Below are 15606 nucleotides of genomic sequence, written 5' to 3'. Positions count from 1 at the left end.
AAGCCTAACTTATAATTTTATAAGTTAGGCTTTTATGCTATCTATAAGAAAAAGTTATAGAGGCTCATAATATTTTATAATTTAACCTTTTGTATTTAAACAAGTAAAATAAAAGTAACAAGTGCATACATTAAGGAGGTTTTTTGATAGTGACAGAAACTATAACATTTAGGATTGCAACGGCAGATGATTTAGATGAAATTGTAAAAATGCTTGCTGATGATGTTTTAGGAAATAAAAGAGAGCGCTATGAAACACCACTCCCTGATAGTTATATAAGAGCATTTCATGCTATTGATTGTGATCCAAATAACGAGTTGATTGTAGCGTGTGATGGGACGGAGATTGTCGGTATTCAACAAATTACATTTACGCCTTACATTGTACGTCAAGGGGGTTGGAGAGCTACAATTGAGGGTGTACGGACGGCCTCATCAAAACGTGGTAAAGGTATAGGAAGTAAACTTATTAAATGGGCTATTCAACGTGCTAAATTACGGGGATGTCATTTAGTACAGTTAACAACAGATAAAGAACGACAAGAAGCTTTACACTTTTATAAGAAATTAGGTTTTAAAGATTCTCATGAAGGATTAAAACTCTTTCTCTAATGAATATAGCTATTTATATACCAAAAAGACGTATATTGTAAGGTTAATTAACTATAGGCTTCGAAAATTATGGTAACTATCACTGTATTAAATATACAAATTGACACATTGTCTTTCATATAAATTACGTCACTTCAAAAGGTGTACCTTTTGATACGAAAATAAGCAAGTTAATGTTCTCTTTTATGAATGAGAATATTAACTTGCTTTTTAGGTTTTTGTAAAAGATATTTATAGTTTTATTTTATTGATAGCTTTATAATATAATATATAAATTCCCCACCTGTTTTATAATTCAAGCATCTACTATTAGGAAAAGAGAATATTTTACAATTAATTTACAGCATAAATTTTGTCCATCTTTTAGACGATATGTATTTTGGAGGAGGTTAATTTGATTTTTTCAAAACTCATTGATCGATACGCCTTGTATGATTTGCACACAAAAAGAAGTGTAAAGTTTCAGTATACTTCTCTTTCTAACACCTCACTATATATAAAGGACATAGAATTTTTTTATAAAGTAAAACCATCTCATATTCATTTTAACATTAAGCATTTAAAACAAGAAAAGGAATACATGGTTGGACAATTCAAATATAAAAGCTCGGTTCAATCTGGTGATTCACGCAACGATTCTGTCACTGGGGAATTATTTTTACATAAAAATGAAGATGCACCTCATGTCATCTTTGTTCACGGTTGGAGAATGGATTCTAACGAACGTGTAAAAAAAATATTCCACGACCATATGACCAACTTGAAGTGGAATATGTATTATTTCACTTTACCATATCATTTTGACAGAAAACCGAACCAATCCCTATACAGTGGAGAGTACATGGTAAGTGCCAATATTGAACGAACTGTAGAAGCAACTAGACAAGCGGTAGCTGATTTACGAACTTTGATCAAATGGATTAAAGAAAATAAAAATGGTCCCTTGATTTTAATAGGAATCAGTTTAGGTGGAGTTATTACTAACTTAACATCTCTTGTTGAACCAGAAATTGATGTGTTAGCATCCATTTTCTACGCGAATCGACTCTCTTATTCAATTTGGAAGACAAATCCAGGTAAATTTATTAGAGAAGATTTGGAACATCATGGTGTTACGTATGATGATTTAATAGCTTATTGGAAAATCACTGAACCGAGTCAAGCGTTACCAAAAGTAAAAAAAGAAAATATTTTATTAATTTCAGGTAAGCACGATCTATATGTGCACTCTGAGGATACGGACTATTTGTGGGAATCCTGGGAAAGACCTACAAGATATATTTATACATGTGGACATGCCGGGATTGTTCTTAAACGTAAAAAAATTGCAACTGATACTATCAATTTTATTCAGAATCGATTGAACTCCTCACACTTCCCCAAAGACATACCTTAAAGTGAGGGATTACTAAGTATAGAATCTTATACTTGTAATCTTTCATTTTATACCAAGTTCATTTCATATGGAAAAGGGTTACTCATCATTTTCACCAGGGGCTTATTTTTATAAAAAGAAATTATTGTTGTTTACCCTTTATATGCAATATTACATATAAAAATCTTTAATTGTTCTGTTATAATTTTAAGAGTAAATTATTCATCCATTAATTTACACCATCCATATCTACAGTTATGGAAACCCTAATTACATATAAAAAAGAGAAGAACCTTGTGCAGTGACCCCTGTCAAGTAGACAGTATTTAAAAAGCGCAACTAAGCAACCTGAGTTCTATATTTATATGGACTCAGGTTATTTAATTTCTTTTGAAATCTTTGATGATTATAAAAGTGCATATATTTACGCACGGCAAGTTTGACCTCATTCGCTTTATGGAAGGAGTGTAAATGAAAACACTCTGCCTTAAAGTGACTGAAGAAGTTTTCCATACAAGCATTATCCCAACAGTTGCCTCTTCGAGACATACTTGCCTTCATCTGATATTTTTTAAGTAATTGATTATATTGACGAGATGTATACTGGGACCCTTGATCACTATGTAAGAGAATTCCCTTCACATTTCGTTTTTTCTTTGCCTTTTTCAGTGTATCTAACACAAGTTTCAAGTCGTTTCTACGACTGGTTTCATAGGCAACAATTTCATTATTGTATAAATCCTTAATAGCGGATAAGTACAAGCGCTGTCCATTGAAAATCAAATAGGTAATATCGGTTACCCATTTCTCATTCGGTTTTGAAGCTTGAAACTCCCTATTTAGATGGTTCTCTGAAATCACATAAGCTTCTTTTTTTCCGTAATAAGGTCGTTTTTTCCTAATTACGGCTTTGATACCTAGTTCACTCATCAATCTTTGGATGCGCTTATGATTCAAATAAAGGTTATATGTGGCTTTCAGCCACACTTGTATTCTTCTATATCCATAAATTCCTCTTAATTTTTTATGACACGCCAATATCTTTTTCTTAATTTCGATATCCTCTGATTGTTTTTTTGAAGGCGTCGTATGCCGTTTTATCCATTTGTAGTACCCACTTCTGGTTACACCAGCAATATCGCATAGAATAGTCACTGTATAACCTGTTTTTGTCATTTCATGGATGACTTCGAATTTTTTCGTTTTGGATACGACTTTCATTCCTCCTTTTACATCCCTAAGAGCTTTTTTAACATTTCATTTTCCGCTTCTAATCGTCTGATCTTAGCTTCTGGATCTTCGGGTCTAACCCTTGGTCTACCTAAACCTGGTCCTTTCGCTTTACCGCGTTTTTCTTCTAGTCCTTTGATTCCTTCAGCTTCAAAGTGTTTCACCCAACGACTTACAACCGAGTGATGAATACCTAATTCTTTCGCAATGGTTTTATAACTCATGCCTTCTTTTAAGTATAAATCTATAGCTTGTTTCTTAAATTCTACATCGTAAGTAACTCTAATTTTTCCCATAAAAAAATCCCCTCCATAGTAAACAGGTTAATGTGCTTTCTTTTTCCTGTCTACTATAAGGGGATCATATCATTGGTGAGTTCTTCTCTTTTTTATATTTTTTTAAGATTACTATCCAAAGTAATTATTGCAATTACTTTAAGCTGGCTTTTGAATTATAAATTCTGATTTTCATACTTCTTCATGAGTCTAGATAAGAAAAAAGAATCTACTCCTTTTCTAGCCAAATAAAAGGAATTTTTTTAAACAGTTATTTTAATTTGTACTGTTCTCCTATATTAATGCCTGCCCATGAGTATTTCCCTGAATTATATATTAAGGAATGAAAATGTATTAATTCTTTCCGAGTATGAATTCGAATAGGTATCACTTGCAATATGTCATTAAAATAAAAAGGATTATCACTTGGTTTAATTAGAAAACTAAGTGTACATAAATACAACGACATGAAAACACTTTGCTCCTAAATCCACTACTTGTATTATTGGTTGCGTGAAACTCCTTCTTGAGAAAGGTTTTAATTTCCGAATATTCTGTTGACTGTTGTCGCATATCCAATTTACAATTTAATTGTGATATTTTTTCACAATTAAACTACTTAGAATACACTTCATTTATTCGAAAACAATTACAAATAGAGGTGCTAAAATGAAAACAAGAGTAAATCCAGAGTTATTACAAGGGTTAGAGATGTTTCCAAATCTCGATTTACACCCGGAAAACTTGCAATCAATCAGAGAAGGAATAGCTCAAATGAGACCACCTACCGTTGTTGATGAATCCCTTTCATTAACAGATGAAGTCATTGTTGGACCTGATGATAATCCGTTACCATTAAGAATTTATCGTCCAAAATCAAATAATGAGCCTTTACCTGTCTTATTATGGATACATGGTGGTGGTTATATCTTAGGGTCTATAGATGATAACGATGATACTTGTATGAGGTTTGCAAAAGAAGCTGGCTGTGTGGTCGTGTCTGTAGACTACCGCTTAGCACCTGAACACCCTTACCCAGCACCAATTGAGGATTGTTATTCAGCTTTAAAATGGATTGCTGATAATGCGAAGTCATTAAACATTGATTCGAATCGAATTGGGGTTGCAGGAGTAAGCGCTGGAGGTGGACTAACAGCAGCATTATCATTATTAGCCCGAGATCGAAAATATCCTTCAATTTGTTTACAGATGCCACTCTATCCAATGATTGATGACCGAAATAATACACCTTCAGCGAATGAAATTAAAGAAGGATTTGTTTGGAATCAAAAGGCAAATGAAGCTGGTTGGAAAATGTATTTAGGAGAAATGTATGGAACAGATCAAATCCCTGTCTATGCAGCGCCTTCTCGAGCAGAGGATTATAGTGATTTACCATATACTTACACATTTGTTGGTCAATTAGATCCATTCCGCAGTGAAACATTAACCTATGTAAGCAAACTAGCGCAAGCTGGTGTTGATGTCGAGTTTCATTTATATCCAAATGCCTATCACTGGTTTGAAGGGTTAAATCCAAATGCCGATGTATCTATTTACGCTGTAAACGAAATGGTACAAGCAGTAAAGACTGGTTTCAAAAGAGTCTCTAAGGTTGAGGCTTAATCCCTTTACAAGAAAAACACTCGTAAATAGTATAATAGCCGATTCTCATTTAGAATCGGCTATTAATATGTAAAATCCACCTAATATATCAAGGTTGAGAAACAGATATAAGATGTTTAGGCGATGTGTTTATTTCCTCTGCCAACGCCTTAATGCTCATCATGATTTGAATTATTTCTTCTAATGTTGTCCTCGGGTTGATAGAGCAAAGTCGGATTACTACTTTTTCTTTTAATTTAGTCGTACTTAGCATAGTAAATCCTCTTTGATTAATTTCTTCCACCAGTTTTTTGTTTATTTCATGAATTGTTTCTGTAGACGTTCGCTTACAAGGAATATAACGAAAAGTAACAATTCCTAATTGGGCAGGTGTTACTACTTCCCAATCTTTTTCTTTCCTTAAAAACTCTTCAACTTGTTCAGCCAACATAATGCCATGATCTATTGCCTCACGAAAAGCTGTGACTCCAAATGCTTTAAAAGAAAGCCATACCTTTAATGCCCTAAATCTACGAGAAAGTTCAATTCCACGCTCCCCAAAATTCACTTTTTCTTCTATATTAGTTTCCGTATCCTTAATATACTCTGGGATCATACGGAACGTTTTACTTAAATATTGGCTATTGCGAATGAGTACACAACCAACATCATAAGGCTGAAAAAGCCATTTATGCGGGTCTAACGTCAAAGAATCAGCACGATGAATTCCTCTTAACACCTCCCTTCCTTTTTCACTGAGAATTGCTGCAGCCCCATAAGCACCATCCGCGTGTAGCCATACATCTTCATCACCACATAGATCAGCCAATTCATCGAGGGAGTCCACCGCTCCGCAATTCGTTGTCCCTGCATTAGCAATAACACAAAATGGTTTTTTCCCTTTTAATCGATCTTCTTTTATTTGCTTTCTTAAAGTACTAACTGAAATTCTTAAATCTTCATCTGTTTCAATTCGGCAAATTTGATGATGTTTAAAACCTAATACTTTAAGTGCTCGATCTACAGAAAAATGAGTTTGGTTAGAAAAATACACAACCGCATTTTCTATGTCATTATTCAGCTTGACCTGTCTCGCTACAGTAAGTGCAGTCAAATTAGCCATGGAACCGCCACTGACAAATAACCCTTCAGCTGAATCAGGGAATCCTAGCATTGATTTTAACCAGTTGATTGTCGTTAATTCAATTTGTTCAGCACCTGCACCTACTATCCAAGCTGTAGGAAATACATTAAACCCACTTGCTAAAAAATCTGCTATTACACCAACATAATTATTAGGACCTGGCACAAAAGCCATAAAATGAGGATGATCCACATGAGTAATTTGATTAAACACATTGTTATTAAGAAAATGAAGTAACTCTTTTGGATTGGATCCGTTTTCTGGAATCGTTTCAATTAGCTCGTCTCTAAAAATATTACTATCAATCGTTTCCGAAACTGGTTTACTTTTTAAATGATTCATATGATCAACAATCAAGTCCACCGCTTGATATCCTAACTGACGCATCTCTTCGGCTGATAACTGCAAGTTTTTTGTCATTTGGTTTACTCCTATTCTATTTAAAAAGGCGAGTTCTTGCTCGCCTTTTCATTTTTTATAATTTGTAATCACCGATTGCCTGTATTGGATTTTGAAGAATCATGTTGATTAACTGATGGATGTGATTCAATATTTCCTGTATTTTCTCCGCTTCATATACGGTTTGATCATATCCAAACTTTATTGTAAGTTTCTCTTCAGGGAAGCACATAATTCCATACTTTACATGAGGCTCATCAACAACTTCGTAATCTGTGATGGCAAAATTTCTGTTTTCATTTGAAGAAAAGATAGCTGAGTTAGTCGGATAGTTTTCAAAAACCCAAAGATGGTCAGTCAACTCAGTTTTTAATTCACTTTGTTTTTGTATATCAACAAATGAATAGTATGCATACTCATTACATTTCAATGTTTCTAGTTGTACTTTTTGCAGGAAGTCCACAAAAGATTGCGTTTCTGTCCATGCTAGTCGGATAGGCAAAACATTTGTGAACAGACCGAACATATTTTCAATCCCTTCTACTTCGGGAGGTCTGACTGATACTAGATTAGGTAATACTACTTCTCTCATTCCGTTGTATTTGCCAAGCAATATTCCCCATACAGCTAGTAATGCCGAATTCATAGTTATATTGTTTTTAGTTACAAATGTCTGTAACTGATTAGTCAAATCCTTATCTAATGTTAAATCCATAAATGTGAAATTTAACCCTTCACTTTGAGTTGGTACTTTCTTTTTAGGAATACTAATTTTCCGATTGTATCCTGATAAATAATCCCGCCAAAAATGACGTGCTTTCTCATGATCTCGTGCTACAGTCCAATCTATGAATGTCTCAAAAGGTTTCACCATAGGTAACTCTGCCGTAGTTCCCGCATTTATTGTTTCATAGAGCTGGAATAATTCGTCTATCAAAATGCTGACGCTCCAACCATCACATAATAGATGATGGGAACTCCAAACCACCTTATGCTCGTTATTTTCTAGTTGGAATATACAGAGACGGGTCATGAGTTCATCATTTTTGAATCCTTGACTTAAATTTTCATTCATCCACTGGTCTAGGAATTCTTGCTGTTCTTGTTTCGTCATCTCAATCAAGTTTTTTATCTCTGAAATCATTTGAACATCATGTAGAACAGCTTGCCAAGGTTGTGCTTGTTCATCTTGCACAATTATCGTTCTTAAAGAATCATGACGATCAACTAATTGTTGGAAACACTGAATAAAGAGATTAATATCCAGCTCCCCCTCAAGTGCCCAAATTGTTTGTTCGAAATATGCATTTGTATCAGGTTCAGTCGCAGCATGTTCATAAATAACTTCCTGGAAAGGTGCCAATGGGTAAATACGTTCTATTTTTATTTCTGGCATTTTTTCTTGTATTTTGATAAGTGTATGTTGATTAAGTTGTTTATCTTTAACATTTAGTAATGTAACTTTATTATCGTTCATTTTGTTTACATCACTTGTTTGTGAATTTGGAAGATGATCAAGCTTTTTAACAAATTGAACCATGTCTCCTAATATAGGAAATGAAAATAAATTTTTTGGCTCCAGCTCAAATCCTTGTCTATACAGTCTGACGGAAACTTGAATCGCTTTTATCGAATCTCCACCTAAGGCAAAGAAATGATCATTTACTCCAATCCGATTTACTTTGAGTACTTCTTGCCAAACACTAGTTAATATTTTTTCCATTTCCGTTTTTGGAGCAATAAATACTTCATTTGTTTGTTTCTCCGGAGTAGGGAGCGCTTTTCTATCTAATTTCCCGTTTGGAGTCAAGGGCAATTGTTCCAAATAAACAAAATAAGAAGGAATCATGTAATCTGGCAAGTGATCTCGCAAATGCTTTCGAAGTTCTGTTGTGCTAATATTTTTCTCAGTTACCACATATGCGACTAAAAATTTTATACCATACTCATCTGTCTGATCAATCACTACTGCATGTTCGACTTGTTTGTAAGTGAGAAGACAATGGGCGATTTCTTCTAACTCTACTCGATACCCTTGAATTTTGACTTGATAATCTTGGCGGCCTAAAAATTCAATATATCCCTCAGGATGCATTTTTCCACAGTCTCCTGTCTTGTAAATAAGACCAAAATCAGGATGTGATACAAATGCTTCATTTGTTTTCTGTTCATCATTTAAATATCCTTTAGCAAGGCCCACTCCCCCGATATATAAATCTCCAATTACACCAACAGGGCACATTTTCTTTTCATAGTTCAACACATAATACGTTTGGTTTGCCAAAGGTATCCCGTATGGAATACTCTTCCAATGCGATTCCACCTGTTTGACCGGATAATAAATTGACCAAATCGATGCTTCTGTTGCTCCTCCGAGTGAAACTACTTCCACAATCGGAAAATGTCGTTTTATTTTTTCTGGTAAAGAAAGTGGAATCCAATCTCCACTATGTAAAACTAAACGCAAGGAAGAATGTTCAAAATGAGAACCTACTTGATCTAATGCCAAATCCATAATTGCAGGTACTGTATTCCAAATTGTAATTCCTCTACGTTCGACAGTACGGATTAATTCTTGCATGTCCCTTGGGTCACGAATCATTACCAACATTGCACCTGTGCTTAACGTTCCGAAAATATCGTATACAGATAAGTCAAAACACATAGAAGAAATACCAATAATACGATCATCTTCATTTACCTGATATTTTTGATTAATATCTTGAATGGTATTTGCAACCGCTTGGTGAGTAATAATTACTCCTTTCGGTTTCCCTGTACTTCCTGAAGTGTAGATAATATAGGCAAGATCTTCCGGACCAGCAATAGCAGGCATATCTTTTGTTGTGTATAATGACAAGTGGTTTTCTGCATAAAGACTAGGTTCTAATAAAAGTTTGCATGAGCTATTTTCTAAAATATATGTTTGGCGATCTGAAGGATGGTCGGGATCAATCGGAACATAAGCGGCACCTGCTTTTAAAATACCTATCATATTAGCAATTGTGTCAACTCGTCTTTGTGCTAAAAGACCAACCTTGTCACCTAGACCAATTCCTTGTTCTTTTAAAAAGTGCGCAACTTGATTGGAGCGCTTATGAAGCTCCGAGTATGTTAAGTAGTCTTGTTCAAAAACTACTGCTACTTCATCCGGTGTACGTTTTACTTGGTCTGTAAATAATTGATATAAAGTAGTCGACGGTATTTTTTCTGTTGTCTCATTGTATTGCTCAATTAAAGCATGGTCTAACTCTTTCATCTGCAAAGATGTTACGTCACTTTGTTTCACTAATTGTTCCAATAAGTCAACAAATTGGTGAAACATCGCTTCTATCACATCAACATCAAACAATTCTTCAACATAGTTCCAGCTAATTAATAACTCTCCATTTTTTTCAATTACCACATTATCCAAATACACTTGTGGAGTCCGAGCATGAATATGGCGAAGTGAACCAAGTTGTTCCCAAGCAAAAGCCCCCGCACCTGCTAGCATCGAGGTGAAAACAATTGGCATAACTGCTTTTGGCGTCATTTGATGATATCGAGTAAAATCTCGAATGAAATTAACTCCATCGTAATGGCGATGTTCGAGACCATCTAATAAAGTAGATTGCGTTTCTTTTACTCTAGTAAAGAAAGATTGATCTGGATTCACATCAACATCCAACAAGATGAGTGAAGTGAAATCTCCCACAATTTGCTCTACTTCTTCATGAACAGGATAACGGTTAAATACAGTCAAATTAATTGCCAATCGACGTTGATTACTCCAATATGCCAATACATCACCATATATTGTACAAAGCAGAGCCGAAGGAGTTACTTCTTTCTCTTGTGCTAACTTTCGTAGCTTTGTCCATATTTCATTGTCCAGGATCTTATTAAGTGATTGGAACTTAGGAGTAGCAATCTCTGCTGGATCCTTTTTTAACAGCAAAGAAGGCGCAAACGGAAAGTCAGGAAGCTTACTTGTCCAATAATCTTTTGCTGTTTTATATTCTGTACTTTGTTCCAGTTCATCATAGATAAACATGTAATCTTGAAAATCAAAAGATAGAGGTTCTAACCTTTGCTCTGGTTTATAATAATAATGAAACAAATCCTGTCCAACGATGTTCATGCTTGCTCCGTCCATTAATAAAGCATCGTATCGAAAACATAATAAATACGTGTCTTCTTTTAAAAGAAAGGCTTTTAATTCAAACAAAGGCCATTGCCCTAAAGGAAATACATGATTAGTCATTCGAGAACGTTCTTCTTGTAAGCGAGCATTTTGATTCCTATCATCTAAATCTATGAGACTTACTATTTCAATCTCGTAATCAGGAACGCTTTGTAATATTTGCTGTTCTCCCTCTGGTAAAATTACAGCTCGTAACATCGGATGACGTTGAATTACCTTTTGAAAACTTTTTGAAAGACGATTGATATTCAATTCTGTTTCATATTCAAAATAAGTTTGAGGTGAAATACCACTTAATTCAAACTGTGAATTCCGTCCTAACATGTACGCTGTCTGAACCTCTGTTAAGGGAAATGGCTTAGACAAATCTTTAACATGGGTTGGTCTATTTTCAAAGTTTTCCGTTTTATGCTCTAACTTTACACAAGTACTAAGTTGAGCAATCGTGGGATGCTTAAAAAAATCTGTTGTACTTATTTTTAAGCAGTCTTTTCTTAATAAATTAATTACCTGAAGTGCTTTAATCGATTCTCCTTTTAAAGCAAAAAAATTATCATGAATACCGATTCCCTCAATCTCCATAACTTTTTCCCATGCATGCACCAATTTTTGTTCAATTTCATTGCGCGGGGCAACGTATGGAATTGATACATAATCTGTTTGTGTTATATCTAATAACCTTTTCCTATCTACTTTCCCATTTGGATTCAACGGAATCTCTTCCACCTGAATCATTTTTTCAGGAATCATAAACTCAGGTAATTTATCACTTAAATATTTTCTGATTTCATCAAAAGAGACCTTATTATCCGATACATAGTACGCAGCTAATAATTTCCTATTTCCATATACTTGATCAACAACGATAGCTTGGTTTATTTCTGGATATTCCCTTAACTGGCTTTCGATTTCTCTTAATTCAATCCGATATCCCCGAATTTTCACTTGATGATCCATTCGACCTAGATATTCAAGTTCTCCATTAGGCAACCAACGAACGAGATCACCCGTATGATACATCATTTCTCCTGCCGTAAAAGGACTCGGTACAAACTTTTCATCTGTCAGTTTAGATTTCCCAAGATACCCTCGTGCTACCGCCACGCCACCAATGCAGAGTTCACCCGGAATTCCAAATGGTTTTAATTGACCATACTTATTCAATATGTAGGAATGATAATTCGGGTTGGGACTTCCAATCGTAACTTCTTTGGCAGAGCTCAAATCTTTTACTGTTGCACAAATGGTTGTTTCTGTAGGACCATAAATATTTAAAATTGTCGCTTCACTGATGCATCGAATTTTTTCAACCAAATCAATGGAAAATGCTTCTCCTGCTAACAAAATAGATTTTAAATCGTTTAGAAAATTTGCCCCTTCTGGATCACTCAAAATCACTTCCATTCGCGATGGCGTTGATTCCCATAAATCCACCTTATGTTCTTTGACCAAATAAGCCAATTCTTTTGTTGCGAACTGATCCTCTGTAGCAATAACTACTTTCGAACCTTGTGTTAAAGGCAGACATATTTCTAACAAGGAGATATCAAAAGAAACACTAGCAAGAAACAAGAATGACTGATTATCTTTTACTTTTTCTCTCATTACACTTAAAAAATGGACAAGAGATTTCTGTTCTACCATTACCCCTTTTGGATTCCCTGTCGATCCCGATGTGTAAATAACATAAGCTAAATCATTAGGATAACTTTCTCGAACTAAATTACTTTCCTCACCTTGGAAGAGATATTCCTCATCAAGATACAGCACTTCACCCGCAAATTGCGGCAATTCTACTTCTGTTCGCTTGCTCAGTAAACATTTCGCTTGACTATCTTGTAACATATATTCAATTCGTTCATTTGGATAGTTAGGATCGATTGGTAAATACGCTGCTCCTGCTTTTAAAATCCCCACCATGCCAATGATCATTTCCAATGACCGATCTACCATAACCCCAATAATACTTTCTTTCGAAACACCCTTACTTTGAAGAATAGAAGCCAATTGATTTGCTTTTTTATTCAATTCTCTATATGTCAAAGATTGATCATTACAAACAACAGCAATTTGATCTGGGGTTTTTAACACTTGTTCCTCAAACAAATCTTGAAATGATTGAGACAATTCTATGTCCGCCTGACCTTGATTCAATTCTTCTAGCAACTCTTTCTCTTCTTCTGAAATGATACAAATATCTTTCACAGCCAAATTCGAATTTGTTGACACTTGCTTTAAAACATAAAGATATGAATTTGCAAACTGTTGCAAAGAAGAGAATGAATGAGACTTGAAAGAAATTTGAATTTCAGATTCATTATGTATTTCATTCCATTTTCTTTGTATCCAGATGGCTAAATTATTCTCTGCATATTCTTCTATCGAATTTTTATTATGTAATCCTTCCATCCCAATAACAATTTGAAAAGGAGTTAAATGGTGTTTCGCTAATAATTCAGAGAGTGGATAACTCTGATTGTCATACCCGAATAAAGTCGTTTGTTCAATCTGATTTACTACTTGTTTAAAGCTGTGATGCGGATGGATTTCACTTCCTAAAGGAATCAACTTATTAAGATTCTCGCTTTGTTCAATATTCTTTTCAATTACAGGAATACCAATAGTAATCCTTTCTTGATCTGTATAGTGTGCCAAACAAATCCTTAACGCGGCCTGTAACCAGCTAAATAATAATAAATCTTGAGACTTAATTACTTTTTGTATACTTTTACTAAACTCTACATTCATTATGACTTGAACGTGCTCGCAAGGATTTTCTTTATTTAGTTGGTAACCGCTATTAAATACAGAAAAATCGAGAACCTCGGAAGATAACTGCTCCTTCCAAAAAGCCTCTACCCCTTTATCTTCATGAATCGAACTTCGATCTTTAATGTGCATTTTTATCTTTATCCCCCTAATATTCATTTCATCTATTCGTTAATTTTCAAGCCAACTTCAAGCCCATGGAGAAATACTTGATGGTTATCCAAACATAAAAATTGCTGAATCTCTTCAAATTTCATATGACCAACTGAACAAACACCTAAATTCAATGTCTCAGCCACCATATTTAAGGTAGCAGTGATAATACCAGACTCAATACAAGCAAATAAATATCCATCTGAACCGTATTTCGGGATGGAAGCGTTCGCATTATAAACCAAATAAACTGAAAAGGCAGACTGAGTAAATAAATCTTGGTTAATTGACTCATGATCACTTTTGATTACTTGATCAATATTATTTACAATAACAAGACAGTTTTTTGATGGGTTATAATAATAAAACCCAGCTTTCATACCTTCTATACGTTTTGGTTTTATATAAATAAAGATATCAATAGGGTAGAGTCCGCCTGCACTTGCGTAATGATAGTATATATTTTCTTTCCTAACCTGTTTTAGAGTTGATATGAATTGGGAAAATTCTAAAAAACTAATATGTTTTTTCATATCAAATTGGCGACAAGACCTACGTTCCTTGATTATAGTGGGTAACTCATTTGTTGTTTCAAGTTGAATTTCGGTTGACCGCACAGCATGGTGTGTTCGATTCAATTGTTCACTCATATACTTATCTAAATCTTCTTTAGAAAAGCGAATCTGGTTGCTATATGGATTCGGAAAAATCTTTTCTTGTGTGGAAAATACTTCTCTTGGGGGTAATATGTTACTTACTAACACACGATTTTTTATCATAAGCTCTATTGTTTTTTGTGTCTCTTCTACATTTCCTAACGAAAAGTGCTCTACTAGTTCACTAATTTTCACACCTTTTTGAGTCAAAAAATAAAACTCAGGAAACCATTCAGACAGAACGCCTGCAAATCTTATTTCTCCTATCAAAATTTCATTATGCAACTTCTCCCAATGCTTAATAGGAGACCAGTAATAAATTTGCTCGCTCATATAACCCTCCATAAATGTTTTACTTATTTTCAAAATACAATTTTCTAATCTACAAAAATAATCTTTAGATTCTGCCCCTTGTCTCATAGTGATTATAAATACATGTACTTCAACGAAGCTTGAGAATAATAAAATAACTTTTTCTTCATTAAATTTTTTTATTTCATCATAAAAAATGATTTTTTATTAGACATTTCACATCCTTTCCCATAGTAATCCTATAAGGTATAAACCATTTAGAACATTGAGAATTTTCATGTATTTCCAATGTGAAATTATTGTAATGGATTGGAAAGCAGATGGAAATAGTTATTAAACAAAATAATATTGAGAAAGTTTTATTTGTTATAGCGATAAAATTTTCTAATGAGATTTATTACAAATAGATTAAGAAAAGAATTTGAAATTTTTCTTTAGAAGTTAGTGTAAAAATGCACATACTATTACATACAAGTGAGTTACTAACATATCGTATTTAAAATAGAGAAAAGACACCATTTAAGGTGTCTTTTCTCTATTTTAAATACATATACTTTTGCATCTTTGCTATTTTTTAAACGATTTGTAGGAATTAATACAACTCGAACATCTAGCCCGTTAGATGTTCGAATATATAATAAAAATTATATAAATTAAGAATGTGCTTCAGATAATTTTATAAATAAATACAAAGATATCTTCTCCTCCTACTGTTACAATAGCAATAATCTCTTGTCTATTTTCGTTATTAAATTGTAATATAATTACAGTATGTGAAATTATATTACTTTAACTTTAAAAGCGAAGTGAAAACAACCTTCACTTCGCTTTTTTCATTTGCAATCCCTATTCAATTTGCTCAATTCAGTATATACTTTCACATTATTTGCT

8 protein-coding genes and 1 pseudogene are annotated in these 15606 nt (G+C 33.9%); 3 read left to right on the top strand and 6 right to left on the bottom strand.

The features are described from left to right. Window positions 1–149 precede the first annotated feature (149 nt). Window positions 150–611 carry a GNAT family N-acetyltransferase gene (locus tag NSS97_RS13500; RefSeq protein ID WP_002032325.1) on the top strand — a complete coding sequence of 154 codons (462 nt, stop codon included), beginning with the start codon at window positions 150–152 and terminating at the stop codon, window positions 609–611. A gap of 394 nt (window positions 612–1005) precedes the next feature. After that, window positions 1006–2007 carry an alpha/beta hydrolase family protein gene (locus tag NSS97_RS13495; protein WP_107886882.1) on the top strand — a complete coding sequence of 334 codons (1002 nt, stop codon included), beginning with the start codon at window positions 1006–1008 and terminating at the stop codon, window positions 2005–2007. 318 nt (window positions 2008–2325) lie between these two features. Here the strand turns inward: NSS97_RS13495 and NSS97_RS13490 are convergent, their stop codons facing one another. Both NSS97_RS13490 and NSS97_RS13485 read right to left on the bottom strand, forming a co-directional pair. Further along, window positions 2326–3207 carry an IS3 family transposase gene (locus tag NSS97_RS13490; RefSeq protein WP_341111275.1) on the bottom strand — a complete coding sequence of 294 codons (882 nt, stop codon included), beginning with the start codon at window positions 3205–3207 and terminating at the stop codon, window positions 2326–2328. Window positions 3208–3215: 8 nt separating this feature from the next. Further along, on the bottom strand, window positions 3216–3512 hold the full coding sequence (locus NSS97_RS13485; protein WP_002135468.1) for a transposase: 297 nt from the start codon (window positions 3510–3512) through the stop codon (window positions 3216–3218). A gap of 648 nt (window positions 3513–4160) precedes the next feature. Here NSS97_RS13485 and NSS97_RS13480 point away from each other — a divergent pair. Next, window positions 4161–5117: an alpha/beta hydrolase gene (locus tag NSS97_RS13480; protein WP_002127565.1), complete on the top strand. Its 957-nt coding sequence runs from the start codon at window positions 4161–4163 to the stop codon at window positions 5115–5117. Between the two features lie 88 nt (window positions 5118–5205). On the opposite strand, the gene NSS97_RS13475 is transcribed toward NSS97_RS13480, so the two are convergent. The 4 genes and pseudogenes from NSS97_RS13475 to NSS97_RS30495 all read right to left on the bottom strand — a co-directional run. Then, window positions 5206–6660 (bottom strand): aminotransferase class I/II-fold pyridoxal phosphate-dependent enzyme, encoded by a 1455-nt coding sequence (locus NSS97_RS13475; RefSeq protein WP_107886883.1) that lies wholly within the window; start codon window positions 6658–6660, stop codon window positions 5206–5208. 55 nt (window positions 6661–6715) lie between these two features. Continuing rightward, window positions 6716–13726, bottom strand: coding sequence for an amino acid adenylation domain-containing protein (locus tag NSS97_RS13470; protein WP_341112911.1), 7011 nt, complete (start codon window positions 13724–13726; stop codon window positions 6716–6718). Window positions 13727–13758: 32 nt separating this feature from the next. Then, window positions 13759–14736, bottom strand: a complete 978-nt coding sequence (locus NSS97_RS13465; protein WP_131929172.1) for a SagB family peptide dehydrogenase — start codon at window positions 14734–14736, stop codon at window positions 13759–13761. Between the two features lie 497 nt (window positions 14737–15233). Further along, window positions 15234–15341 (bottom strand): annotated as a pseudogene (locus NSS97_RS30495) (DM13 domain-containing protein); the annotation flags it as partial. Window positions 15342–15606 lie beyond the last annotated feature (265 nt).

It is taken from the genome of Bacillus sp. FSL R12-0074 (genome assembly GCF_038005725.1).
Classification (GTDB): domain Bacteria; phylum Bacillota; class Bacilli; order Bacillales; family Bacillaceae_G; genus Bacillus_A; species Bacillus_A mycoides.
The sequence above is the reverse complement of the archived record's forward strand: the minus strand, read 5'-3'. Positions and strand labels throughout refer to the sequence as shown.

Excerpts from the sequence above, each read along its gene's own strand:
- NSS97_RS13490 (WP_341111275.1), bottom strand. The coding sequence starts at position 3,207 with ATGAAAGTCGTATCCAAAACGAAAAAATTCGAAGTCATCCATGAAATG.
- NSS97_RS13485 (WP_002135468.1), bottom strand. The coding sequence starts at position 3,512 with ATGGGAAAAATTAGAGTTACTTACGATGTAGAATTTAAGAAACAAGCT.
- NSS97_RS13480 (WP_002127565.1), top strand. The coding sequence starts at position 4,161 with ATGAAAACAAGAGTAAATCCAGAGTTATTACAAGGGTTAGAGATGTTT.
- NSS97_RS13475 (WP_107886883.1), bottom strand. The coding sequence starts at position 6,660 with ATGACAAAAAACTTGCAGTTATCAGCCGAAGAGATGCGTCAGTTAGGA.
- NSS97_RS13470 (WP_341112911.1), bottom strand. The coding sequence starts at position 13,726 with ATGCACATTAAAGATCGAAGTTCGATTCATGAAGATAAAGGGGTAGAG.
- NSS97_RS13465 (WP_131929172.1), bottom strand. The coding sequence starts at position 14,736 with ATGAGCGAGCAAATTTATTACTGGTCTCCTATTAAGCATTGGGAGAAG.